At 55.1% G+C, this 24,316-nt stretch carries 20 protein-coding genes and 1 tRNA gene; 11 read left to right on the forward strand and 10 right to left on the reverse strand.

Annotated features, from left to right (window positions below):
• Positions 1–63: 63 nt before the first annotated feature.
• Positions 64–723, reverse strand: a complete 660-nt coding sequence (locus tag ACIQ2T_RS01445) for a hypothetical protein (protein WP_397589267.1) — start codon at positions 721–723, stop codon at positions 64–66.
• A complete protein-coding gene (locus ACIQ2T_RS01450; protein ID WP_397589268.1) occupies positions 708–3,209 on the reverse strand; it encodes a glycoside hydrolase family 3 N-terminal domain-containing protein in 2,502 nt (833 codons plus the stop codon). The genes ACIQ2T_RS01445 and ACIQ2T_RS01450 overlap by 16 nt, the downstream gene beginning before the upstream one ends.
• 185 nt (positions 3,210–3,394) lie before the next feature.
• On the opposite strand from ACIQ2T_RS01450, the gene ACIQ2T_RS01455 reads away from it, so the two are divergent.
• The 4 genes from ACIQ2T_RS01455 (at position 3,395) to ACIQ2T_RS01470 (ending at position 7,452) form a co-directional block, all read left to right on the forward strand.
• On the forward strand, positions 3,395–3,814 hold the full coding sequence (locus ACIQ2T_RS01455; protein WP_397589269.1) for a heme-binding protein: 420 nt from the start codon (positions 3,395–3,397) through the stop codon (positions 3,812–3,814).
• A gap of 5 nt (positions 3,815–3,819) precedes the next feature.
• Positions 3,820–4,878, forward strand: a complete 1,059-nt coding sequence (gene mgrA / locus ACIQ2T_RS01460; RefSeq protein WP_397589270.1) for an L-glyceraldehyde 3-phosphate reductase — start codon at positions 3,820–3,822, stop codon at positions 4,876–4,878.
• 61 nt (positions 4,879–4,939) lie between these two features.
• Positions 4,940–6,190 (forward strand): glycoside hydrolase family 105 protein, encoded by a 1,251-nt coding sequence (locus ACIQ2T_RS01465; RefSeq protein WP_397589271.1) that lies wholly within the window; start codon positions 4,940–4,942, stop codon positions 6,188–6,190.
• 5 nt (positions 6,191–6,195) lie between these two features.
• Positions 6,196–7,452 carry an alginate lyase family protein gene (locus ACIQ2T_RS01470; protein WP_397589272.1) on the forward strand — a complete coding sequence of 419 codons (1,257 nt, stop codon included), beginning with the start codon at positions 6,196–6,198 and terminating at the stop codon, positions 7,450–7,452.
• Positions 7,453–7,639: 187 nt separating this feature from the next.
• On the opposite strand, the gene ACIQ2T_RS01475 is transcribed toward ACIQ2T_RS01470, so the two are convergent.
• Positions 7,640–8,656, reverse strand: coding sequence for a LacI family DNA-binding transcriptional regulator (locus tag ACIQ2T_RS01475; RefSeq protein WP_397589273.1), 1,017 nt, complete (start codon positions 8,654–8,656; stop codon positions 7,640–7,642).
• A 519-nt stretch (positions 8,657–9,175) separates the two neighbouring features.
• Entirely contained in the window at positions 9,176–10,582 is a 1,407-nt protein-coding gene (locus ACIQ2T_RS01480; RefSeq protein WP_397589274.1) for a sugar porter family MFS transporter, read from the reverse strand.
• 290 nt (positions 10,583–10,872) lie between these two features.
• On the opposite strand from ACIQ2T_RS01480, the gene xylB reads away from it, so the two are divergent.
• Both xylB and xylA read left to right on the forward strand, forming a co-directional pair.
• Entirely contained in the window at positions 10,873–12,318 is a 1,446-nt protein-coding gene (gene xylB, locus ACIQ2T_RS01485) for a xylulokinase (protein ID WP_397589275.1), read from the forward strand.
• Between the two features lie 11 nt (positions 12,319–12,329).
• Positions 12,330–13,646, forward strand: coding sequence for a xylose isomerase (gene xylA / locus ACIQ2T_RS01490; protein WP_397589276.1), 1,317 nt, complete (start codon positions 12,330–12,332; stop codon positions 13,644–13,646).
• Between the two features lie 267 nt (positions 13,647–13,913).
• Here the strand turns inward: xylA and ACIQ2T_RS01495 are convergent, their stop codons facing one another.
• Positions 13,914–15,872 carry a sialate O-acetylesterase gene (locus ACIQ2T_RS01495; RefSeq protein WP_397589277.1) on the reverse strand — a complete coding sequence of 653 codons (1,959 nt, stop codon included), beginning with the start codon at positions 15,870–15,872 and terminating at the stop codon, positions 13,914–13,916.
• 129 nt (positions 15,873–16,001) lie between these two features.
• Here ACIQ2T_RS01495 and ACIQ2T_RS01500 point away from each other — a divergent pair, with 129 nt between their 5' ends.
• Entirely contained in the window at positions 16,002–16,166 is a 165-nt protein-coding gene (locus ACIQ2T_RS01500) for a hypothetical protein (RefSeq protein WP_397589278.1), read from the forward strand.
• Between the two features lie 246 nt (positions 16,167–16,412).
• Here the strand turns inward: ACIQ2T_RS01500 and ACIQ2T_RS01505 are convergent.
• Positions 16,413–16,502 (reverse strand) — tRNA-Ser (locus ACIQ2T_RS01505).
• Positions 16,503–16,581: 79 nt separating this feature from the next.
• Here ACIQ2T_RS01505 and ACIQ2T_RS01510 point away from each other — a divergent pair.
• On the forward strand, positions 16,582–17,613 hold the full coding sequence (locus ACIQ2T_RS01510) for a peptidylprolyl isomerase (protein WP_397589279.1): 1,032 nt from the start codon (positions 16,582–16,584) through the stop codon (positions 17,611–17,613).
• A gap of 57 nt (positions 17,614–17,670) precedes the next feature.
• On the opposite strand, the gene ACIQ2T_RS01515 is transcribed toward ACIQ2T_RS01510, so the two are convergent.
• From ACIQ2T_RS01515 to hemC, 3 genes are read right to left on the reverse strand one after another with little or no spacing between them, the layout of a single operon-like run.
• The gene (locus ACIQ2T_RS01515; RefSeq protein ID WP_397589280.1) at positions 17,671–18,534 is read right to left on the reverse strand and encodes a hypothetical protein; all 864 of its coding nucleotides are present in this window, start codon (positions 18,532–18,534) and stop codon (positions 17,671–17,673) included.
• A gap of 26 nt (positions 18,535–18,560) precedes the next feature.
• On the reverse strand, positions 18,561–19,256 hold the full coding sequence (locus ACIQ2T_RS01520; RefSeq protein ID WP_397589281.1) for a uroporphyrinogen-III synthase: 696 nt from the start codon (positions 19,254–19,256) through the stop codon (positions 18,561–18,563).
• Entirely contained in the window at positions 19,253–20,188 is a 936-nt protein-coding gene (hemC, locus tag ACIQ2T_RS01525) for a hydroxymethylbilane synthase (RefSeq protein ID WP_397589282.1), read from the reverse strand. Before hemC ends, ACIQ2T_RS01520 begins: the two co-directional genes overlap by 4 nt.
• 42 nt (positions 20,189–20,230) lie before the next feature.
• Between hemC and tsaD the strand changes: the two genes are divergently transcribed.
• From tsaD to ACIQ2T_RS01540, 3 genes are read left to right on the forward strand one after another with little or no spacing between them, the layout of a single operon-like run.
• Positions 20,231–21,265, forward strand: a complete 1,035-nt coding sequence (gene tsaD / locus ACIQ2T_RS01530) for a tRNA (adenosine(37)-N6)-threonylcarbamoyltransferase complex transferase subunit TsaD (protein WP_300037075.1) — start codon at positions 20,231–20,233, stop codon at positions 21,263–21,265.
• On the forward strand, positions 21,262–22,257 hold the full coding sequence (locus ACIQ2T_RS01535; protein WP_397589283.1) for an NAD(P)H-dependent glycerol-3-phosphate dehydrogenase: 996 nt from the start codon (positions 21,262–21,264) through the stop codon (positions 22,255–22,257). The genes tsaD and ACIQ2T_RS01535 overlap by 4 nt, the downstream gene beginning before the upstream one ends.
• 40 nt (positions 22,258–22,297) lie before the next feature.
• On the forward strand, positions 22,298–23,794 hold the full coding sequence (locus ACIQ2T_RS01540) for a lipopolysaccharide biosynthesis protein (RefSeq protein WP_397589284.1): 1,497 nt from the start codon (positions 22,298–22,300) through the stop codon (positions 23,792–23,794).
• On the opposite strand, the gene ACIQ2T_RS01545 is transcribed toward ACIQ2T_RS01540, so the two are convergent.
• Positions 23,791–24,316, reverse strand: a 526-nt coding sequence (locus ACIQ2T_RS01545; protein WP_397589285.1) for an adenosine kinase, incomplete at its 5' end; no start/stop codon positions are given. The genes ACIQ2T_RS01540 and ACIQ2T_RS01545 overlap by 4 nt on opposite strands.

Below are 24,316 nucleotides of genomic sequence, written 5' to 3' on the forward strand. Positions count from 1 at the left end.
ATGTGAATGATCCGTGCAAATATGAAAACGAATATGTTGACGCCTTTCATGCGCAGTTGTTGATTACGTGGATGGGCGATTGTCGAACGAGATGTCGTCGATGAAAAAGCTGTTCTGCGTGTCAGCACCAACAGTCAAATCAAGTTGTATCTGACTTACGTTGTGTGGGTTGAAGCCTTTGGACTCAACTAAATCTCGAAGTGGAACTCGCACTTCATGCCAATTGCCGTCAAAAATGTCAGGCGCGTAAGTTAGGACGTCGATACGCGTGGAATGTTGTTCGGGCGTATCAAGCACCGCCCCGTTGCATTGCAGATTGAGCCGGAACTGAACGGGCTTGCCCCGAACCTTTATCCAGAAGCTAAAGGTTTCTAGCCCCGAAACATCGGTACCTATGTCGTCACCGGTCTTGAAGTTGAACCAGTTCCAGCCTGCGCCAATCCACTCGTTGTCGCCCGAGAATTTGAATTCGAGCGCCGAAGATCCGCTATGCGCTTCTATTGTTTGTGGACCAAAGGTCGATCGCGTCGGGTTCACCCAACCGCCACCCACATTTGCGGTTTCGCCATTCCAGACCACGACGCGGTGTTGGCCAGAGGAATTCTTTGACGCCTGCGGGTTTTTGGCGGCGGCCGGGTTTGCGGCGATCGCATGACCAACAAGCAGAGCCAGGGCAAGCATCGGTGGGGCCGCGCGGCCTGCGATTTTCACTCCGTGGGGCATGCGGCACCCGCCTTGGTTTCAGTTAGCCTGACGTCAGCAAGAGAAAGGTCAAGCGAACCGCCTGTTTCCAGGTGCAAGATTGTTGGAGTGGCCGCCAAATCCTGCCCCTTGAAGCATGACAATGGAACCGCGATGGTCGCGTAAGCACCAGGAGCAAGGCTTTTCAGAACTCTAGTAATTGGTACCGATGCGCTTCCCACACCGAGCCTGACATCGCTCGTCGGCGGCACGTTGATGCGTAGGTTGAGAGAAAGCAGCATGGCGCCGTTGGCCTCTCTTGCAATGTCTGATGGTTTATTGGCCCCCATCTCTGCCCAAGCCTTGGACTTGCCGTTCCAAGCCAAGTGCACAGCCCCGTCGCTTTGAGGCTCCGCCATTAACCCTGCCGAACCGTACAATGTCGTCTTGGTTCCAACATAGTCCATGCGAGGCGCATTGCTGTCGCCGAGCCACAGCCTATAGCCGTTCCAGACTTCTCCTTTGGTGTAATAGACGTTCCTTTCGCCGTACCGCGTCGTGTCGGCGACCTCGGGCAAGATGGGCGTTACTACCCGCGTTGCGTAAGAAAGTCCAAAGCCATAAGCGAATTGAGGATCATAGGCTGCGTCACCGATGTTCAGAGGCGTTTGATCAGGGCGCTTGGGCCACGAAAAGCTTAACCGCCCTTGAAAATCATATTGGGGAGTTCCGTCAGGGCGTGACAAGAGAACATCTGCAACGCCAGCACCCTCCGAGCCCGGCAGCCACGCTTCCACAAACGCATCGGCTGCATTTATTTGGGGGTTCACGTACAGAGGTCGCCCCGACATCATGACGGCGACGACTGGTATACCCTGCTTCTTGAGATTGCGGATAAGTTCCAGACTTTCGACGTTATTGTGATGCAAAGCCACGTCGCTCTGATCGCCCATGAACTCCGCGTAAGGCTTTTCACCGAAAACGACGATGGCAACATCTGGCTTTTGAGGCGATGTGCCATCCGGACTTAGTAGCGCTTGACCGCCGGAAGCTTCGATCTGCGCCTTCAAGCCTTCATATATCGATGTTGCACCTGGAAAATCATTCGGACCGTTGTCTGCACCCTGCCAGCTCAACGTCCAGCCTCCGGATTGCATGGCGATGCTGTTGGCACCGTCGCCAGCGACAAGAACGGTTGCGTTCGGACGTATCGGAAGGACACCATTGTTTTTGAGCAAGACCAAGGATTTCCGAACCGCTTCACGAGCAACAGCGCGATGCGCCGGCGTCCCAATGGGCTGGAGGCTCGTCGCACGATTGGCCGGTGACGGCGCATCAAACACGCCCATGCGAAACTTAACGCGCAGAATTCGCCGGACCGCATCATCTAGACGGCTCTTCGGTATTTCACCGGACTTCACCTGGCGTACTAAGTTGTCGTAAAGAGCCTTCCAGTCTTGTGGTTGGTTAAATATGTCCAGCCCAGCATTGAAAGCTACCGAACAATCAGAATTGCTGCACCCGGGTATCTGGCCGTGAGCCAACCAGTCGCCCATGATAAAACCGTCAAACCCCATCCTGCCCTTCAATACGTCAGTCAGGAGTGCCTTGTTGGCGTGCAACTTGACCCCGTGCCACGAATTGAACGAGGCCATGACAGATTGCGTGCCGGTATTGATGGCCTGAACATAAGGCGCCCCATGCAGACGGGAGAGGTCCGCTTCCGAAACTGTGGAGTCGCCTTGGTCCCTGCCCCCATCCGTAGAGCCGTCGCCGAGGAAGTGCTTGGCCGTTGCAATAACGTGATCAGGCCCCAGGAAGTCAGACCCCGTGCCCTGTATGCCCGCAACCATCGCGGCCGCATACTGCGAAACGATATTCGGGTCTTCCGAATAGCTCTCGTAGCTGCGCCCCCAGCGGTCATCACGCGCGACAGCAATGGTGGGAGCGAACGTCCAATCCATGCCCGTTGATCGAACTTCGGCAGCCGTTACTTCGCCTATGCGGCGCAAGAGTTCAGGGTCATGGGCAGCGCCGAGACCGATATTGTGCGGAAAGAGAGTGGCGCCGTAAACATTATTATGACCGTGCACTGCATCGGATGCCCAGATCAGGGGTATAGTGACCTTCTTACCTGGCACAACCGACGCCTGATAATAGGGCTCTATCAAGTCAAGCCAATCTTTGACCGTTGAATGCTTGTTACCGCCCGGCACAGCGCCGCCGCCGTTCTCAATCGAGCCTATGTGATATTTGGTCACTTCCTCGGGCTTAATAGTCTTCCACTCTGGTTGAATGACCTGACCGACCTTTTCCTCAATGCTCATCTGGGCGAGCATGCGCCCGATCCTGGCCTCTTTCGATGCGCTGAGCCCAATGGGCGACTTCGCTTCTGGCCAAAGCTTTGGATGGACTGTCGCGCCGGTTGCCGTGGACCGAGGACGGGACTCTGCGGCAGAGGTGCTCGCGACTAGGGCAAGAGATGACACGATAATCCACAAGCGGATTTTCAAACTTTTAGTACGCATGTTTGCCCTCTCACACAGCACCTATTGATATTTATATGGTAACGTTTCCATCCTACATATCCCCATATTGAAAGCGAGTGCAAGGGATTATCAATGGATTTGGTATAAAGAAGCTCGGCAGTATTGACATCGTTTTCATGTTTTGGTTAGTCAAACTAATGATAGCGCAACCAGGGACATTATTGATGAATTCCTATTTCCAGTTAGGCGATGACGAAGCGCGAATTGCTATTGACCGGTGTATAGCCGAATTGAAGACGCGCAAGAAAACGGGAAGCGTTGCTGTTGCAGACAGTCACGGTGAGCTGGTTGGTCTATTACGAATGAATGGCGCGGGTTTCGCTACGGCAACCATCGCGACCAACAAGGTATTCACATCGTCGCGCTTGCGCCAACCCAGTGGTGATCTCGGCAAGGCCGCAGCGGAAGGCGGTTGGGACGTTCATTATCATGGCGATTCCCGATATCTCGGGTGGGAAGGTGGAGCACCGGTCTTTTTCCAAGGGGCTTGCATTGGGTCCGTCGGTGTCAGTGGCCTGACCGGTGAAGAAGACTTCGAAATCGCGCAAATGGGCGTAGCTGCAATTCTTGCTTCTTTGGATTGATTTCAATGGCCTTTCCCGTTCCTTATTCCGCTGCCTCCACTAGATACGATACCATGCCTTATCGTCGTTGCGGCCGCAGTGGACTGAAGCTGCCTGCCATCTCGCTGGGCCTTTGGCAAAATTTTGGCGGCGATGATGTTTTTGAAACAGGCAGGTCGATCTTGCGTTATGCATTCGATAACGGGATCACTCATTTCGACCTCGCAAACAACTATGGCCCGCCATACGGCTCAACTGAGGAGAATTTTGGCCGCGTTCTGGCGACTGATTTCAAGTCGCACCGCGACGAACTGATCATCTCGACAAAGGCTGGCTGGGATATGTGGCCTGGGCCCTATGGTGATGTTGGCGGGTCGCGCAAATACTTGATTGCTTCTTGCGATCAGAGTTTGAGGCGCATGGGCGTTGACTATGTCGACATCTTCTATTCACATCGCGTCGATGCCGACACTCCACTGGAGGAAACCATGGGGGCGCTTGCTACATTGCATCAACAAGGCAAGGCTTTGTACGTTGGCATTTCTTCTTACTCTCCGGAGCTTACAGCTCGTGCTGCAGAAATTCTAGCATGTCATAATGTTCCCCTCCTAATCCACCAGCCCTCCTATTCGATGCTAAATCGTTGGGTCGAGGACAAACTCCTTGAAACTCTGGATGACTTGGGAACTGGATGCATTGCTTTTTCGCCGCTAGCGCAGGGACTTCTAACTAAGAAGTATCTTAATGGCGTACCTACCGATGCTCGTGCAGGCAAGGCTGGGTCCTTTAGCCCCGACTTGGTGACCGAAGCCAATTTGCAGCGAATACACGGTTTGAATACGATCGCGGAGCAGCGAGGGCAGACCTTGGCGCAAATGGCTATAGCGTGGGTTCTTCGCGACCCGCGTGTGACCTCAGCATTGGTTGGTGCCCGCACAGTCGCCCAACTTGCCGACACATTAAAAGCACTGCGCAACTTAGCATTTAGCAAAGATGAGCTCGCTGACATTGATACTTACGCCGGCGATGGCGGTCTCAACATCTGGAGCGTTTCGTCCGACCTAACGGATTGCGTCGAATTATAGTCACCTTGCTTAGAGAACACTTCAAAGCACATTATCAGGGAATGAGGCGAAGGAACGCATCATGAAATCAAATCTCGTCCGGCTGTTGCTCGCCAGTATCGTTTCATTCGCAAGCCTCGGCTTCACAAACAATGGCCTACCCGAAGCGCCAGTCGGAACTGATCCTGTATCAAAGTCAAATACAGGAATGGCGCGTTCCGGCTTACCGCACTCAGTAAAAAGACAAAACGTCCTAACCATAGCGGAAAAGGTCGCAGATCATCAGATTGCAATGCTTGCAGCTGGTCAGGTGCATCCAAGGAACGCTGCCGATTCTACCGACCCAAAAGGTTGGGTTCAAGGCGCTTTTTTCATCGGTCTGACGCATCTTGCCGATCGCAGTCTCAAGCCGCAATATCGGGAATTCCTCATGGCGCGGGGCGAGAGCAATCGCTGGGAATTGGGACGTCGTCTGTATCATGCCGATGACCATGCAGTTGGGCAAGCTTATCTATGGGCTGCACGTAATGGAGCAGGACAAGAAGCTATCGCGCCTATGCGGAAGGCTTTTGATCTGATCTTAGCTCATCCGTCACAAACAGACCTCGCCTTTGTCGAGCGCCCCGCCGGTGCGGGGGATCCGCTATGCTTTGATCGGTGGTGCTGGTGCGATGCCCTGTTCATGTCGCCCCCAGCCTTGGTTGAACTTAGCAAGGCAACCGGCGACCCGCGTTATGCGGCGTTTGCCAAATCTGAGTTCTGGGCCGTGACGGACTATCTCCAGGACGCACAAAGCAGCCTGTATTTTCGCGATAGCCGGTTTTTCGAACGGCGGGGCAAGGACGGTGAGAAGATATTCTGGAGCCGCGGCAACGGCTGGGTATTCGCTGGCCTAGCAAATCTTTTGACGCACCTGCCGAAATCCGATCCAGATCGGGCGAGGTTCGAGGGGCTTTTCCAGACCATGGCGGCCAAGCTTGCCTCCATACAAAAGACCGATGGCTATTGGAACGCATCGCTTCTTGGTGCTCCAAAAGACACCTTACCTGAGTCAAGTGGCACAGCGTTTTACGTTTACGGTCTGGCTTGGGGCATAAATTCCGGTCTGCTCGATCCGTTGGTCTACCAACCAAATGTTGAGCGTGGCTGGCAAGCCTTAACGCGTGCAGTCCATAAAAATGGCAAACTGGGATGGGTTCAACCCATCAGTGATCGGCCGGAAATGAACACTTTTGACGACACACAAATCTATGGCGTTGGCGCCTTCCTACTCGCCGCCTCGGCGGTTGCAGACTTGTCGGAAGCCAAGAATGATCGACAGAAGTCTCGGTAAAAGGCATGATCATTGCCGAATTTAGAACCAACGACATCCCTCTAAGTCTATCATTACTAGCATCCATATCTTCCATGACTTTAGGTTCAGCACAAATTTTTACACAATTGCGCGCCGGGATATGGTTGACTGTAATGAGCCTTCTGGCTTTGGGGCTCGCCTCACCGATTTCCGCGGACGTCGGTTCAGCATTTCGCCACCCCGGGGCAATGAATACAGCCGCCAGTCTTGACTGGGTCAAGGCAAAGATCGACGAAGGCAAGGAGCCTTGGACCAGCACCCTACAAGAAGTTGAACAAAAAGCACTGCCGGCCAGCGCAGCGCTTGCGGTGATCGATGCCGGCGACCAAGCTCAGGCAGCCGCCTCCAAATCAGACGCTGTTAAAGCCTATGCAAACGCTCTGGCATGGCGCCTCACCGGCAAAAGGAGATATTCGCGCCAATCTAGCGCCATACTGAGAATGTGGGCGGACTTTCGAGGTTTCGTGGGGACGACCGACCAAGACAAGCTGCACGCTGGCTGGATTGGTGTGTTATTCGGCGAGGCCGCCGAGATCATGCGAACATCACCAGATTGGAAGGCTGACGACATAGCCGCTTTCCAAACTATGTTTCGGCGCGCTTTCTACCCGAAGCTCTCAACCCCCAGTCGCTGGAATGGGAATGTCGACCTAACTCAGATTGACGCGCTGATGACGATCGCGGTATTCAACGATGACAAGGACGAATTCAAACGCGGCCTTCAAAGGCTAGAAGTCCGAAGTAAAGCCTACATTTTTCTAGAGTCGGATTTAACCCCTGCCGCTATCGAAGGTGATGGCGGCAATAGTCCCGCGTTTTGGTTCCACCCAACTAAATGGGCCGATGGGCTAACTCAGGAAACCTGCCGCGACAATGGTCATCATGCCCAGTTTGGGTTAGCGTCGGCCCTACACGCGGCCGAAATAGCGTGGAACCAAGGTGTCGATGTATACACGCCTCATATGAGGCGGTACACAGCGGCAATGGAGCTTATGGCTCGTCAGCTTTTGACAGGCAACATGCAAGGGACCTGTAGGAGTGCGATGGCGACCGCCAATATATTTGACACTTTTGAAGTAGGATTCAACCACTACAGCCACCGCATGGGACTGCCCTTGCCATTTACCGAAAGACTCATTTCCGAGCGTGTGAAACCTGATGGGATGTCGGAATTGAACATATTCCATGAAACCCTGACTCATTCAAAGGCGCCGATGATCACGTCGAGCCACGAACGGTGACTATCGACATTTTTCTTAGAAATATGAGCCGCTTGGGCAACGGAAGAAAGCCCAAAAAGGGCAATGATCTAAACAATTCGATCAAAAGAGGCGTTTTTCAACAACTTCCCAAACAATACTGATCAAGACAAGCCCGGACGTCGTCAAATTACATCTTGTACCAACGAGCTTTATGGAGCCATGGAGGTCAACCTCTCGGCCCCGTCGAACTTCGAATAACCAGACGGTGAGGCAGTATTTCCGCCTTTACAGCACTATCCTCAGGAGAATCGATCGCTCGCAGAAGTCGTTTCGCGGCGCCTATACCAATGTCCCTAGCGGGCTGAAGGACCGTCGAGAGCGGCGGGTTAGCTATGGCTGCGTATCGGGTGTCGTCAAAGCCCATGATCGACAAGTCTTCTGGAACCCTGACGCCGCGCCTTGAGGCAAGACCCAAAACACCAAGGGCCATGTCATCGTTGGCGCAAAAAATAGCCGTCGGCATGACTGATCGCGCGAAAATCTCTATGGCGGCATTGACGCCTCCATTGGACGTCAGGTCGGAATGAACAATGTTAACTTCATCGAGGGGTAGTTTAGATGATTGAATTGCGGCACAAAATCCTAACTCTCGATCTTTCGTGACAAAGGATTGCTTTGGCCCTGAAACAAATACAATATCCTTATGACCGGAGGTGATAAGGTACTGCGTTGCATCATAGGCAGCCTGATAATTGTCGATATGCACACTCGGAAACTGACCAAGGTCAGCGCTGATAGGCTCCAGACCGATAACTATCGGGAGCGATTTGGATTTGTTTTTTTCAATCAACTTCTTGCTGAAAGGCAAGGTGGAGCACAAGAGGATCACGCCCTCAACCTGTTTGGCAACCAACATTTCAATAAAGTTGTTGTCGTTTACCTCAGGTCGCGACTCTGTCAGGATGATTGAATAACGAGTGCCGAGAACTGCCCGAATGCCTTCTAAAATTTCAGCGAACAGCCAGCTACCAATTTCATGAACAACAACTAGAATAATGTTGGTCTTACCGCGGCGAAAGTTTTGCGCCAGCATGTTAGGGCTGAAGTTAATCTCTTCAATTACTCGACGGACCCTCGCAAGCGTCTTTTTGCCCACCTTTTCTGGTGAATTCAGGCACCTTGAGACAGTAGTAACCGAAACCCCAGCAAGCTTGGCTACTTCCACGATTGTAGAGTTTGACAAAAGTCTCTCCTAAATTTTTACGACAGACAACCTGAGCCACGTCAATTAACAATAACCCAATAAGCTGTTCCGCGTTACAGTGCCAGCGTCAAGCTTTGATCAGGATCTGAGCCTCGGTTTGCGTATAAAATATCTCGCCATTCAGCAGTTCGTCGTACCTTGACCCATTCAAATCACCATAAAAGCGGCTTTTTCATAAGCAGCCGGGATTGATGTGGACCGCCTTCACGCCGATGTCCGCTAGCCGCTGCTGCACGTCATTGGCGATAGATTTCAGGCATTTTTCCGAACGTCTGCTAGACCGCAGAGCAAGGTGAACCGTTCTGGTGCCATCTTCGATCGAAACCAAAAGGAACTTGCAGCTATCATGCGTACCTTGAAAAAGTGATAGGATCACATGTGCGCGAGGCGCTTCGGCCGCAACCGAATGCGAATAACGCCGCAATTTCATAAACGGGCACTGTGCCGCAAAAAAAGAGGCCGTAAAACGGCCTCTTTCAAAGTTAGTTTGATGGCAGTTCAGCCGACCATATCTTCCAGCTCGGTGCCTTTGGTTTCATGAACATATTTCAGCACGAACATTATCGAGATGAAAGCGAACGCCGCATAAAAGCCATAAGTGATCGGCAGTCCGATATTCGCCGCGAGCCACGGGAAGCTCATGGAAATCGCAAAGTTCGCTGTCCATTGCGCAGCCCCTGCTACCGCTAAGCCTGAACCACGTATCTGGTTGGGGAACATTTCTCCCAGCATCACCCACATCACTGGCCCCCAACTGAAGTTGAAGAAGCTCACATAGACATTGGCAGCGATCAAAGCGACCGTTCCCACACCGCCGGGCAAAACCAACTGGCCATCGACAAATGTTCCGCTCGCGAAGCAGATGGTCAATATCCCGAGGGTCACCGCCATGCCGATCGAACCGATCAGCAACAGAGGCTTACGTCCGATCTTGTCGATAAGGCCAATCGACACCAAGCACGCAGCAATTGACAACATTCCGCTGAGGATATTGATTTTGAGCGAGTCTGCTTCACTGAAGCCGACCGCCTGCCAGAGCACTGCTCCGTAATAGAACACTACGTTGATGCCTACAAGTTGCTGGAACACGGCAAGGCCGATCCCAACCCAGACGATCTTCCTCCATTTACCAGTTTTAGGATCGTTGAGATCGGACAATTTGGGTTCGTGGTCACCCGCAAGCGACGCTTTGATTTCCTGCACCTTAGTCTTTGCAACGGCGGCCCCGAACAGCCGTGTCATAACTTGTTCGGCCTCTGCAAGGCGGCCCTTCGCGACTAGAAAGCGAGGGCTTTCCGGGATGACAAGCAACGTGACAAGAAACAGTACGGCTGGAACCGCCTGCACCCAGAACATCCAGCGCCATGCCGGATAGCCCAGCCAGAACTCACCAAGCGATGACCCTGCTGATTGTGCGAGAAAATAATTGGCTAGGAAGGCCCCTGTCAGACCGGCAATAATCATCACCTGTTGAACACTCGACAGTCGTCCCCGAATATTTGCTGGCGTCACTTCGCTGATATAGGCCGGAGACAATACGCTGGCCGCGCCCACGGCAGCCCCGGCAAAGAAACGCGCAACGGCAAGAATAAGCGCTGAACTAGCCGCGCCCGATGCAAAGGCGCTGATGATGAACAGGATCGCAGCGATCATCATGACCTTTTTGCGGCCAATGTTATCCGCAAGCCGCCCCGCCATGAAGGCGCCAACGGCACAGCCCGGCAGCAACGCGCTGACCGTCAGGCCAAGCGCACCTTCGCTCAAACCAAAGGTCGTTTTTAGCCCTTCCTGCGTTCCATTGATTGCGCCCGAATCATACCCGAACATGAAACCGCCAATCGTGGCAACGCCCACAATGGCGGCAATGAGCGGCATATTGAGCTGCTCTCCCGATTTCTCAGTCATGAAATTTCCCTCCTCATGCGCCGGAATAGATGTCCAGCAACCCATTTATGTTGCGCTGATGGTAGCGCTATCGTCAGCGGTTTGCAGTTAAACTGCCCATCTGTCAACGCTGAGGGGCTAAGTGACGGATGCTAGTTACACTATAACAACGCAAACGAAAAAGCGGTGAGAAGGGTTTTTAAAGATAACTCAACTTATTCAATGTTATGATCCAAATATCAGAAAAATGTTAGCGCTACCGTTTAGTTGCTGATATTGATAAATGCATCAGGTGGCGAGGGTTTGAGTGTATGTATCTGGGGATCGACATCGGGACGTCGTCGGTGAAGGCGATTCTCATGGACGAGCGTGGTGCCGTGGTTGAACGTGCCAGTTCCCCTCTGTCGGTTTCACGCCCATATCCGCTCTGGTCAGAACAGGATCCAACCGACTGGTGGGCGGCAGCCAATAACGCGGTCAGCGATCTCGATTTGCAGCGCCGCCAAGCTGTAAAAGCAATTGGCCTGTCGGGGCAAATGCACGGAGCTACCCTACTCGGCAGCGACAACCGCGCGCTCCGTCCCGCCATCCTGTGGAACGACGGCCGTAGCAACGGACAATGTGCAGCGCTTGAGGCAAGTATTCCCGATCTTGGCCAAATCACCGGCAACCGCGCCATGCCAGGCTTTACAGCGCCAAAGCTACAATGGGTGCGTGAGAACGAGCCTGTTATCTTCGAGCAGGTCAAATCTGTGCTGTTACCCAAGGATTATGTCCGGCTGCACATGACGGGTGACCTGGCATCCGACATGTCGGATAGTGCAGGCACATTATGGATGGATGTCGGCAACCGTGACTGGTCCGATGTCATGCTGGCAGCAACTGGGCTTAACCGCGTGCACATGCCAAAGTTGTTTGAGGGCAACGAGTTTACAGGGGAACTTCGCGCCGAAGTGGCCGAGGCATGGGGCATGGGCCGCGTGCCGGTGGCGGCAGGTGGAGGCGACAATGCAGCGGGCGCGGTAGGTGTCGGCGTCGTCCGTCCGGGTGATGCTTTCCTGTCGCTTGGAACATCAGGCGTACTGTTTCTTGCCAATGGCAGCTACAGCCCAATTCCGGCAGCCGGTGTGCATAGCTTCTGCCACGCACTTCCAAGCCGCTGGCACCAGATGTCGGTAATTCTAAGCGCGGCTAGCTGCGTCGATTGGGCGGCCAACTTGTGTGGGATGGTTGATGCCACCGCCATGTTTGCAGCTATCGAGGCGCGCGGCGCACCTGCTTCAACCGAAATGTTCCTTCCTTACCTTTCAGGTGAACGCACGCCGCACAACGACCCCAATGCGAAGGGCGTGCTTTTCGGCCTTAGCCATGAAAGCGACGCGGCTACCATCGGGCAGTCTGTGCTCGAAGGCGTCGCGTTTGCCTTGCGCGACGGCATGGACGCTTTGACCAACCGCGGCGCGTATGTCGACAGCATCACCGTGATCGGCGGTGGCGCAAAGTCCCATTATTGGGGCAAAACTTTGGCGTCGGTCCTTGGCAGACCGCTTGTTTATCGCGACGGCGGTGAAGTCGGCCCGGCTTATGGCGCGGCGCGGCTGGGGCAACTGGCTCACACTGGAGCCGCTATTGAGGAAATATGCACCGCACCCGCCATTCTTCACGTCGAAGTTCCGGATCACCGGCTGGTAGATCTTTACGCAGAACGGATGCCGAAATTCCGTTCGCTCTACCAGAATCTCAAAGCATCATTTTAGAGGAACAAATCATGTCCGCCAGCTATTTTGCCGACATCGAACCCATCAAGTTCGAAGGAACCGATTCCACCAACCCGCTCGCCTATCGCTATTATGACAAGAACCGAGTGGTCATGGGAAAGTCGATGGCCGAGCATCTGCGCATGGCTGTTTGCTATTGGCACACATTCTGCTGGGACGGCTTTGACGTCTTTGGCGCAGGCACGTTTAATCGGCCGTGGCATGGTGGCCCCATCGATCAGGCACGTGCGGATCATAAGCTGGACGAGGCATTCGAGTTCTTCACGCGTCTTGGCCTGCCTTATTTCTGCTTCCATGATGTCGACGTCATGGCAAATGCCGACACCATTGATGAGTACGTGAAGAACTTTGCAATCATCGTCGACAAAATCGAAGCCAAAATGGCGGCAACCGGAGTGAAATTGCTTTGGGGTACCGCCAACATGTTCAGCCACCCGCGCTACATGGGGGGCGCATCGACCAATCCCGACCCAGATGTATTCCGCTTTGCGGCAACTCAGGTGCGTCACTGTATTGAGGCGACGCATCGTCTGGGCGGCGCGAACTATGTTCTGTGGGGCGGACGCGAAGGCTATGACTGTCTGCTCAATACCGACCTTAAACAGGAAAAGGTACAATTTGGGCGGTTCCTTCAAATGGTGGTGGAACACAAGCACAAAATCGGATTCAAAGGCGATATCCTCATCGAGCCGAAGCCGCATGAGCCGACAAAGCATCAATATGATTTTGATGTCGAGACCATCTACGGCTTTCTTCTCGCCAACGGGCTGGAAAAGGAAGTCAAAATGAATATCGAGGCTAACCACGCGACACTTTCCGGGCACAGCTTCGAACACGAAATCGCCAGCGCTATTAATCTCGGAGTTTTCGGGTCGATCGACATGAACCGCGGTGACCCTCAAAATGGTTGGGATACCGATCAGTTTCCAAATGATATCCGTGAGATTACCACGGCGATGTATTACATCCTCAAAAACGGTGGCTTCCATAATGGCGGCAACAATTTCGACGCGAAGGTGCGCCGTCAGAGCATCGATGCGGCAGATCTGTTCCACGGCCATATCGGCGCCGTGGACATTCTTGCGCGCAGCCTATTGAATGCAGCGGCAATGATTGAGGGTGGCGAATTGGATGCGCTCGTATCGGATAGGTATGCTGGCTGGAACAGCGACGCTGGCAAGACCTTGCTCTTGCCCAGTTCGAACCTTGAAGCCATCTCCGACGCGGCGGTTGGTGACAAAATCAACCCCAAGCCGCGCTCGGGACGTCAGGAATATGTCGAGAATATCGTAAGCCGCTACATCTGACAGGCCCCAGTTACGAGCGTGCAATTCCGTGTGCGTTACAATTATCCCTGGAATCACGACACTGGGGGCAAATCCTCAGGTGCGAATACTGTATGGTTCGACTTTCGTTGTCCGCTGTTTCATGACGAAAATCCAATATTGTCAGCCTTGGCCTTAGCCCATTCATTTGCATCGCCCCCATCATGTCCCCGGTGAGCTAACATAGTCTAAAGGTGCTGAGCGCAGGCTACCGGGGGCTAAGCAAAGGCAGTGCTAAATGTCATATGATCATTGGATGTCCACGTCGAAAGGTCCTGCGGGAAGTCCTGCGGCATCGTAGAGATTGCACACCGGCGCATCTCCCCAGCAATAGCGCACACGCCGAACAGCAGAGGCATCGGCATCGGCGGGGCGAAGGATTATGGTGTCGCCCTCAATAACGGTATCGACAAAACGACATGAAGATTGATCCGAGGCGCACGTCTCAAATGCAATGGGTGACGTTCCGCTTCGCGCAATCAATCGGCCGTCTATACCACCAAATCTCATGACAATTCCGCGATTAGACCGAGTGGCGGATATGATTATGGGTCCATTAGGGGTCACATTCTGTTTGTAGACCAAATTACGTGCAAGCCGCGCAAGCCGCAGCCCAATAATCTGTTTGTTCGGCGGATGGATATCATCATTCTCACCCGCATCGATGGTCACCGCCAGACCTGCAGCCTTGTCACCAAGCACCGCCAGTCGCTGCGCCTCCCGGAGGTCGGACCAGCCGGAGTTTACCGGCTTAGTCACCGGCTGACCAAAATTGGGGAGTTGCACCACCAGAAAGGGCAGTTCAGGGTTTTTAAACTTCTCGCGCCAGTCACCCATCAGCGCAGTCAAAAACGATCGATAGGCTTTGGCATCGCCAGCGTTCGACTCGCCCTGATACCAGAGCGCACCACGCAAGCCATAAGGCGCGAGCGGAGCAATCATCGCGTTACCGATATTGGTCAGCCCGCCAATTGCCAACCAAGGGGCCCGCGGCGGTTCGTCAGCGCCGTTTGGAGTCTTTTTGAACATCCAGCCATTACCAAGCGCAACTGACTGACCATCCTTCATTTCCAAACGAATGGCGTTGGCTGGCCCGAACATGCCACCCATGTCCCAGCCGCTGTAGATGTTAATCATGATTTCGTTTTGGCCTGCTTTCAGCCTTTCGGCCGGAATGGCGTAGTCCCGGCTGGTTCCCCAGCCAAAGCTCTGTGCCAGCGGCTTGCCGTTAACCCAAGTCATGTCGATTTCATCGATCTGCCCGAGATGCAGGATGGTCCCGGACTTCGCTTGATCCGGCGTCAGCGTGAAGGATTTGCTATACCAGAGCATCCCGTTATGCTGCGCAAGATCGCTGTCCCCCCATTTTTTCCAATCACGCATCGGTAAAGGAACGGCAGCCCATCCTGACCGATCTTTTGCGGCCCATGGTCCGGCTTCTTGCGGAAAGCTGCCTTTCCACCATGTTTCCCAGCTTTTCCCGAAGTTATATTGAGCAAGCTTCTCATCCTTCGCATAGGTGCGTAACATCGCAAGCTCGGCATCCTTACCGAGCGCTGCCAAGCCATCCATACTGATCCAGGATTCAATCGCGGAGCCACCCCAAGACGCGCTGATGAGACCAATGGGAACGCCGACATGCGGCTGCAAATCGCGGGCAAAATAATAGCATGCGGCCGAAAAGTCGCCGGCATTTTCCGGATTGGCCACCTTCCATGATCCGCCTTGTGGCAGGTCGCTTACAGGCGCGGGCGAACTCGCCCTAGCCACAGTATAAGCCCGGATTTGCGGATAATCCGCACGCAGAGTTTCCGTTTCGGCATTCATGGATGCCTTCACTTGCATTTCCATATTCGACTGACCCGAACACAGAAAAACGTCTCCGAAATAGATATCGTTCAGCTGTTGCGATGCCCCTCCGTCATTGCTGACGATAAGGGCATAGGGCCCACCGGCTTTCATCGGCGACAATGGTACCCGCCATTCGCCTTTGGCACCTGCTGTGGTTCGGACCGAATTCTCTCCAATGGTGACAATCACGGTTTCGGATGGAGCTGCGGTGCCCCATATTTCAATCTTCTGGTCCCTTTGTAAAACCGCATGATCTGTGAAAATGCTGTGCAGTGCGGGCTTTGCGATCGCGGATGGTGCTGATGCGGAAAAACAAATTGCAGCACAGATCGCCAGACGGCGTCGCTTCGTTATCATTCGAAAACCTCTCTACTCCGACTCGAATGGTAACGCTATCATCTTCGATTTTTACTGTTAAGCGATTTCACATAGCAGCGAGATGCGAGGATGGTAACAAAACAGAACTGGGCTCCGCTAAAGAACAAGATGACGCAACAGATTTTCGAAGATGAAGTATTGCTGCGTGGTAAAGTGTTTGTCCCCCCCATTTTCCGTCACCGACGATTAGAAACTGACCTACCTTCCTTCCACAAAGACAACCGAACAATGGCCATATCGGCGGCGTGGACATTCTTGCGCGTAGCCTATTGAACGCAGCGGCAATGATTGAGGGCGGCGAATTGGATGCGCAGAATAGTATGTAAGAAGGGACTGTGGGTCCCATAACTGAGAATAGGGGGGTGCCACCCCGGTGGGGTCTCGTTGGCTAGGTTTTTTGAAGGGGTGGGGGGTACTTATTTGGTGCGAGGCAGTCGGTGACTAGCTCTCGCGAAAAGGTGGGTAGAAAGGTGGGTAGACCAAAACTTTCCACACAAGTCTTTGATATAATTGGGTGCGTGGCGGAGACGGTGGGATTCGAACCCACGATAGAGTCACCCCTATACACACTTTCCAGGCGTGCGCCTTCGACCACTCGGCCACGTCTCCGCATTCCCCTTGGGGACGCACGCCCCTAGCCGCTCCTTTGCGCTTTCGCAAGGCACAGTGATTTGCCATAACCCTATCGATGAAAAGAAATCTGTCCCTGTTCGCCAGCGCCGCGATGAGCGCCGCATTCCCCGTTGCAGCGCAAGAGGCCAAAACCTATCCTGCGCCGTCCGAAATCGTCGCATCAGCAAAGGCTGGAGAGTGGGTGGCCATTGCGCCATCCGACATGATGGTCATGGACCTTGCGCCCGATTCGAAGGGCAAGCCGCGCCGCTTAGTCATTCAGCTAATCCCTGAACCCTTCAGCCAAGGCTGGATCGGCAATATCCGCAAACTTGCAACCGCCAAGTGGTGGGATGGCACCAGCATAAACCGCGTGCAGGATAATTATGTCGTCCAATGGGGCGATGCGACCGAGAAGAAGGCTTTGCCTGAGGGCTTGGCCGTGGTGCCGGAAAGTGAATACGTTGCCGTTTCCGAAATAAGAGGTGGAACTGATTGGATGGACAATGCCCTTGCGTCGTTCCACGCAGAATTTCCGGAATTCGGAAGGAAGTTTCCAGAAACGCTTAAACACCTTCCAAAGGCGCAGTCCGAACTTTCAAGAGCTTTCCGCAAAACGTTCCGCACTGATCAATACGCCGAGGCTAATATGATGATTGAAGGATGGCCCATCGCATTGGACATGAAGAAGTATAAGTGGCCAACCCATTGCTACGGCATGGTCGGCGTTGGCCGAAACCTCTCACCAGACACCGGCAGCGGAGCTGAACTTTACCCCGTCATTGGCCATGCGCCCCGCCACCTTGATCGGAACATCGCGCTTGTGGGACGCGTCATCGAAGGCATTGAGCATATGTCCGGCCTGCCGCACGGCACTGGCGCGCTGGGCTTTTACGAAAAAGAGGAAGAGCGCGTGCCGATTCTTTCGGTGCGGCTAGGCAATGAGACAAAGGACGTGCCCGCCTTTGAATATCTCTCCACCGACAGCGACAGCTTTGCGGCTTATGCCGACGCGCGCGCCAATCGGCGCGATCCGTTTTTCAATGTGCCGGCGGGCGGCGCGGACATTTGCAACATTCCGGTCCCGGTCAGGCGCAAGATAAGATAAAGTTCAAGGGCGATCGCGGGCCACCCGCTGCTGACTGGGACCAAGCTTTAGAAACGTTCAGAGCGGGCCTTGCGACGCCTTGGGCGTAGGTGCCTCGGTTGCCGTTGGTACGGCCATGGGCACGACCACCGGACGGATCAATGCCATTTGCTCCAGCCGGTCGAGCGCCTTGCGCGCATCGGTGTAGCGTTTTGCCCGGACCATCCAGGACTGCGCGGCAGGTGCGCCAGGCATGGCCGCAACTTCCTGCATGGCGGCGGCCATTTTGCCACCTTCGACAAGTGCCTGTGCCCGAACCAACCGCTGCTCCGGCGCCAGCGCAGCAACGCCATCGCGACGCAGAACAAAAAGCTGGGATAGCTCGTGCGTCATCATCGCCCAGACACCATCCTCGCGCTTACCGCTTATCAACTCGGGCGCAAGACCGCCTAACTCAGTTTGTAAATTTGCGATCGTGACGGGGGCCTTCGCTGCTGAAATAACAGCTCGAACGGCTTGTGGCTGAGTTGCGCCAAAACGCAGCCGAAGTTGTTCAGCCAAATATCCCAAAGGCGCGCCATTATCGAGCGTTCGGCGCACGGCATAGGTCAGCAACAGCCCTTCACCCCGCAGCGCGTCACTCGAGATGACGGAACCCGTCACATAAACCGGCACGACCTGACCCTCAACCTGTGCAGTCATGCCTGCAGCCGAAGGGGACACAGGCGCCACATTCGCTGCCGATGGTGGGCTATTGTTGCCGTCTGCCTCCACTGCATCGGTCGCGCCGGGCGCCGTCAATATGCCAAAAGAATCAGCAAGCCACCATGTCGCAATGGCGCCACTCGCAAAGGCGAACAGAAGAAGGAGCATGATGTACTTGAATTTCATCTTGCTGCGCGAAGCAGTCTGTGCGGATTGTACCATTGGAAAATCGCTCATGTTGGTCCTTCGATAGCCGCGTTCCGTTAAGATGCGCAATGCGCCATTTCAAAATGCCTCTTAATTGCATCAAGCAATGCTGCGTCATTCGGCGTGTCTGCAACGATCATTGACGCCCAACCCACACCAGCCGACAGCGCAATCCCAGTTGAGAATGTCGCGAGCGTAATGGCGCCGCGGTGCAGTTCCAACGCATCGCAAAGGCCCGCAAAATGCGTTGCAGCGCGGGACGAATGCAGGATGACTAGGTCGCTTTGGGCTACCTTGCTCGCGAAGTCATCTGGCGTGCTGACTGCTGCGCTTCGGTAGACGATTTCGATATCAATACTGACCCCGTTTAACTGTGGGATGGCAGTGTAGTCCTCGCCCGCGAGCCATAACAGACGCTTGTGGCCATCCGCGCCAGCCGCCCCTACCAGCGCTTGCACGCCCTCCGAACCCGTTTTGGCAACCGGCACCGACAGCTTGTGCAACGCACTGGCAGTAGCACTGCCCACCGCATAAACCGGCAGATTGTGATCGCCTGTCAGGTATTCCCCTGCTGCCCGCACGGCGTTGCCGCTGGTCAGCAATATCGCATCATAGCCTTCCGCTAACACACGCTGCACCGGCAGATGTTCAATGACGAACAGCGGCATGAGACACGCCGCATGTCCAGCCGCACGCAGGCGATGTGCAGTGGCATCCGCTCCAGGTTGCGGCCGGATGATTAACAACTTCATGATGCGAACATCCCCCGCAGATCTGCGCTCGCTTTACCCAGCAATTCTTGTGCAAGCTGTGCCGCGCCATCACTACCAATCGCATATAGGCATTCGCCAAACTGCATTTCGCTGCCGTCGGCAGTGAAAATTTCGGCGCGCAATCTGATCTGCGTTCCTTCAATCCGCGCCAATGCGGCAACTGGCGAATGGCAATTGCCGCCCACGGCAGCGAGAAAATCGCGCTCGGCGTTCACGGCCACAAACGTATCGGTATCATTGATTGCGGCAATAACGGGCATCAGGTCTTCGCGGCTGGCCAAGCAATCAATGCCGACTGCGCCCTGCGACGCTGCTGGCAAAAACGCGTCGAGCGACAATTTTGCGCCAACGCCGGCCATGCCCAAACGGTCAAGCCCCGCAGCCGCGAGCAATGTGGCATCTGCGTCACCTGCATCAATATGCGCAAGCCGCGTCGCAACATTTCCGCGCAATGGCACGATCTGCACATCAGGCCGCGCGCGTTGTAATTGGGCTGCACGCCGAGGACTAGACGTCCCGACCCGCGCCCCTTGCTTAAGATCCTCAAGCGCCAACGCCCCAATCAACCTGTCATGAACATCAGCGCGGGGGAGCATGGCCGAAATCACGAAAATATCGGTACGCCATGTTTCCACATCCTTCATCGAATGGACGGCAATATCGATCTGATCGTCGATCAGCGCGCGCTCCAACTCCTTGGTCCAAAGGGCTTTCCCGCCAATATCGGCAAGTGGTCGATCCTGAATTTTATCCCCTGTCGCCAACATTGGAAAGAGCGTCACCGCGTCATCGGGCAGATTATGGACCGCTTTGAGCGCGGCCATCGTCATCTCGGCCTGCGCCAAAGCCAACGGAGAACGGCGCGTTCCGATACGTAAAGGACGTTGGGCTGTGAATATAGAAACTGTCATGCGGCTTGTTCATAACGCCACGTCCACCTATGGGAAAGCGGAATGGCAATCATCCTTGGTCTTGAATCCAGCTGCGACGAAACCGCAGCAGCAATCGTGCGTTCCGACAGGACGATTCTCAGCCATGCCCTGGCTGGACAAGAGGACCATCATCGTGCCTTTGGTGGCGTAGTCCCCGAAATTGCCGCCCGCGCGCATGCCGAGCTCATGACGCCGTTGGTCGCGACCGCTTTAGCAGACGCTGGCCTGACCCTTAAAGACGTCGATGCAATTGCCGCGACCGCTGGCCCTGGCCTGATCGGCGGCGTGATGGTCGGCTTGGTCACGGCAAAGGCACTCGCCATGGCGTCCGGTAAACCGTTGATCGCAGTCAACCATCTTGAGGGCCACGCCTTGTCACCTCGGCTGATTGATGCCGATCTGCAATTTCCCTATCTGCTGTTGCTCGTGTCGGGCGGCCATTGCCAGTTGCTTCGGGTCAACGGCGTCGGCGATTACAACCGGCTGGCGACCACTATTGATGATGCCGTCGGTGAGGCATTTGACAAGACAGCAAAGATATTGGGCCTCGGCTTTCCCGGTGGACCAGCGGTCGAGCGCGCTGCGGCCATGGGCAACCCCGGCAACGTGCCCTTGCCCCGTCCGTTGAAAGGCGCGGATGAACCGCATTTCTCCTTTGCTGGCCTCAAAAGCGCAGTTCTTCGTGCACATGCAACCGACCAGTTTAAAATTGAGGACATCGCCGCGTCGTTCCAATTGGCGGTGATCGATTGTTTGTATGACCGGATCACATATACGCTTGATCGCATTGACGCGCCCGCAGCGTTGGTCGTCGCAGGCGGCGTTGCGGCCAATGTGCCGATCCGCGAAATGCTGCAGAAGCTCGCTGCGCAGCGCGGTATGCGCTTTGTCGCACCCCCCTTATGGTTGTGCACAGATAATGGCGTAATGATCGCATGGGCCGGCGCAGAGCGTTTTGCGATGGGGCTGACCGATGGTTTGGACTTTGTTGCACGGCCTCGATGGCCGCTTGACCCCAATGCCACGCCGGCACGCGGTGCAGGAGTGAAAGCATGAGCTTAGACATTTATCCGGTCGGCATCATTGGCGGCGGCGCATGGGGCACTGCGCTTGCCACTGTCATGGCGCAAGTCCATGACCATGTGCTGCTTTGGGCGCGCGAAGAAGACGTCGTGCGTAGTGTGAACGCGCGGCATGAAAACGCCATCTTCCTGCCAGGTACAGCATTATCAACACGAATCGAGGCAACGGCCGATCTCACGCGCATGGAAAAATGTGGCGCACTGTTAGTCGTAACCCCCGCGCAGCATGTGCGCACAACGCTGGCGGCCCTTCCCGACACACAAGCGCCGCTTATCCTATGTGCAAAGGGGATTGAGGCCGACACCCAAATGCTGATGTCGGACATCGCAGCGCAAGTCCGGCCACGCAACCCGCTGGCGGTGCTGTCCGGGCCAACATTTGCGCATGAGGTCGCGGCTGGCAAGCCCACTGCAGTTACCCTCGCTTCGGCAAATCAAGCGCTGGGTGCGGTCCTTATGCGTGCAATTGCGACACCGTCATTCCGCACCTATTGGTCCGACGACGTGGTGGGTGCGGAAATTGGCGGCGCGGTTAAAAATGTGCTCGCAATTGCGTGCGGTGTCGTCGACGGCGCAGGCCTTGGCCTGAATGCCCGGGCTGCTTTAATCGCACGCGGCTTTGCCGAAATGCAGCGTTATGGCCTGGCACGCGGGGCAAAAGCGGAGACGCTCGCTGGCCTATCCGGCCTTGGCGACCTCGTGCTGACGTGCAGTTCGGAAAATTCGCGCAACTTTTCCTTGGGCCGTGGACTTGGGCAAGGGAAAGCATCGGAAAGCTTGCTAGCCGATAGAAAAACTGTCGCCGAAGGCGCGTTTACAGCGCCAGTGCTTTTGAAGTCGGCAACGGATTTAGGCGTTGAAATGCCAATCGTGTCAGCCGTTTGCGCGTTGTTGACGAACGCGGCCACGGTCGATTCGGTTATTGCCGAATTACTTGCCCGTCCACTCAAGTCCGAAAGCTGGTAACGGCGGGTCAAATCCGCTAACTACCCAACAGAGGCACCACTTGACCGCAGCCAGAACCGACGAAGACGATATTCAAGCGCTTGCCAAGGGCGGGCGGACGAATGTCTTTGGGTTTGTGCTGCGCTTGGCAGCGCGGATGCCTTTCCTGTTCATAGCGGGACGGCTTTATGGCCCCGAAGCGCTAGGCCGCTTTGCTTATGCTTTGCTTATCGTTGAATTTGCCGCGCAACTCGCATCCCTTGGCTTACGCCGCGGCTTGGCAGAGCTTTTGTCAAAGGGCGACCGGCCACAGACACACATCATCGCAGATGCCTTGCTTGCGGCGATGGCAGCGTCGGCATTGGGCGCTGCCTTTTTCATTGCGCTGCCGCAGCTGATGTTTCCGAACAGCGGGATAACCGGACTTGACCGTTTCTTGCCCTTGGCAATTTTTGCGATTGTGGCCACCGACATCGCATTATCGGCGCTTGCCTATAAGTTCGACATTGTGTCATCCGTGCGCGCACGCGCGGTTGTTGAGCCATGGACAATCAGCATCGCTGCGGGCGTGTTTTATTTTTACTCGGCGCGTGACGGATTGATCTTAGCGTATGTTGCGTCGCTCGTGGCTGCGTTGTTCTTCGCGCTTTGGCCATTATGGCGCAGCTATGGCGCGCCACGCGGCTGGCGGCCAAGCCTGACTCGCTCGCTGGGCATCGCGCAGCGGAATTTGCCGCTAGCAGCAGCAGACGCAGCCGAATGGGGGAGCCGGCGGCTTGATCTTGCCATATTGGGGCTGTTCGCTTCGCCAGCCGTGGTCGGGATATATTATGTTGCGCAACAGGTCGCAAGCTTGCCGCAGAAACTGAAAAGCAGCTTCGATCCGATCTTGGGCCCTGTCATCACACGGAACTTGCAAACGCGCAATTATACCGAAATTGCCAAACAGGTCGGCCAAGTCGGCTTCTGGATCATCGCCGCGCAGGCGGGAATCGCCTTAGCTCTCGGCATCCCTGGTGAGGCGGTCATGGGTCTGATCGGACCAGAATTTGTTGGCGGCACTGGGGCGCTTGCCTTTTTGCTCGCTGCTGAGGTGGCGGCAGCCACGGCGGTCGTGAGCGAGTCCGCATTGGTCTATATGGCGCGCCACCGAAACCTGTTGATCTCGATCGGCATGCTGGTCGTGCAGGCGCTCGTGAGCGTCGGCCTCATCCAATTGGCCAAGGATTTACCGGTAAAGCCGGAATATGTTGGCCTATATCAGGCCGCCGCCGTTGCGTGTGGCCTCATGATCTCGCTTGGTATTGGGTCATTGGTAAAGTCGCGGTTTTTGTCGCAATTGTTGGGGCATAGAATCCGTGTTTTACGCTGGGCATTGTTGGCCGCGGTCGCGGCTGGGGCATTGCTTGGCATGGCCTTTGTTAGCCTGCCCGCTCGGTTCGAATGGGTAGAATTGATGGTTGGCGCCCCTGCGATCCTTGGCCTTTATGGTTGGATCATCTGGCGCTGGGGCTTCGGCCCCGAGGACCGTGTCCTGTTCCGCAAAAAACGTGATTAACCCAGCCGTTTGGCTACGAGATCAGCGATGTCCGCTTCTGGCCGCGCGCCATAATGCGAAATGATTTCAGCCGCGCATATGGCACCCATCGTAAGGCATTCCGCCATAGGACGGCCCTGCGTAACACCCGCAAACACACCAGCTGCGAACAGATCCCCAGCACCCGTGGTATCAACCAGCTGCGCCACAGGCTCAGCGCCCACTTCAGTGCGTACACCATTTTCGACCGCAATGGCGCCCTGTTCGCCGCGTGTACATACAAGCAACGGGACTTTGGCAGCGATAGCAGCGACCGAAGCTTCAAAATCATCGCTGTTGTTCAGTGCGCAGATTTCAACTTCGTTGGAAAACAAGATGTCAATGCGTCCAGCTTCCATCTCGGCCAAGAAATCTGAACCGTGGCGCGAAATCACAAAAGCATCTGACAGTGTCAAAGCTACCTTGCGGCCAGCCGCGCGCGCGACGTCAATCGCGGTGCGCATCGCGGCACGTGGTTCCTCTGGGTCCCACAAATAGCCTTCA

The organism is Sphingorhabdus sp., from assembly GCF_044357595.1.
Classification (GTDB): Bacteria; Pseudomonadota; Alphaproteobacteria; order Sphingomonadales; family Sphingomonadaceae; genus Sphingorhabdus_B.

Coding starts and splice junctions, on each gene's coding strand:
- ACIQ2T_RS01445 (WP_397589267.1), bottom strand. CDS start 723: ATGCCCCACGGAGTGAAAATCGCAGGCCGCGCGGCCCCACCGATGCTT.
- ACIQ2T_RS01450 (WP_397589268.1), bottom strand. CDS start 3,209: ATGCGTACTAAAAGTTTGAAAATCCGCTTGTGGATTATCGTGTCATCT.
- ACIQ2T_RS01455 (WP_397589269.1), top strand. CDS start 3,395: ATGAATTCCTATTTCCAGTTAGGCGATGACGAAGCGCGAATTGCTATT.
- mgrA (WP_397589270.1), top strand. CDS start 3,820: ATGGCCTTTCCCGTTCCTTATTCCGCTGCCTCCACTAGATACGATACC.
- ACIQ2T_RS01465 (WP_397589271.1), top strand. CDS start 4,940: ATGAAATCAAATCTCGTCCGGCTGTTGCTCGCCAGTATCGTTTCATTC.
- ACIQ2T_RS01470 (WP_397589272.1), top strand. CDS start 6,196: ATGATCATTGCCGAATTTAGAACCAACGACATCCCTCTAAGTCTATCA.
- ACIQ2T_RS01480 (WP_397589274.1), bottom strand. CDS start 10,582: ATGACTGAGAAATCGGGAGAGCAGCTCAATATGCCGCTCATTGCCGCC.
- xylB (WP_397589275.1), top strand. CDS start 10,873: ATGTATCTGGGGATCGACATCGGGACGTCGTCGGTGAAGGCGATTCTC.
- xylA (WP_397589276.1), top strand. CDS start 12,330: ATGTCCGCCAGCTATTTTGCCGACATCGAACCCATCAAGTTCGAAGGA.
- ACIQ2T_RS01495 (WP_397589277.1), bottom strand. CDS start 15,872: ATGATAACGAAGCGACGCCGTCTGGCGATCTGTGCTGCAATTTGTTTT.
- ACIQ2T_RS01500 (WP_397589278.1), top strand. CDS start 16,002: ATGACGCAACAGATTTTCGAAGATGAAGTATTGCTGCGTGGTAAAGTG.
- ACIQ2T_RS01510 (WP_397589279.1), top strand. CDS start 16,582: ATGAAAAGAAATCTGTCCCTGTTCGCCAGCGCCGCGATGAGCGCCGCA.
- ACIQ2T_RS01515 (WP_397589280.1), bottom strand. CDS start 18,534: ATGAGCGATTTTCCAATGGTACAATCCGCACAGACTGCTTCGCGCAGC.
- ACIQ2T_RS01520 (WP_397589281.1), bottom strand. CDS start 19,256: ATGAAGTTGTTAATCATCCGGCCGCAACCTGGAGCGGATGCCACTGCA.
- hemC (WP_397589282.1), bottom strand. CDS start 20,188: ATGACAGTTTCTATATTCACAGCCCAACGTCCTTTACGTATCGGAACG.
- tsaD (WP_300037075.1), top strand. CDS start 20,231: ATGGCAATCATCCTTGGTCTTGAATCCAGCTGCGACGAAACCGCAGCA.
- ACIQ2T_RS01535 (WP_397589283.1), top strand. CDS start 21,262: ATGAGCTTAGACATTTATCCGGTCGGCATCATTGGCGGCGGCGCATGG.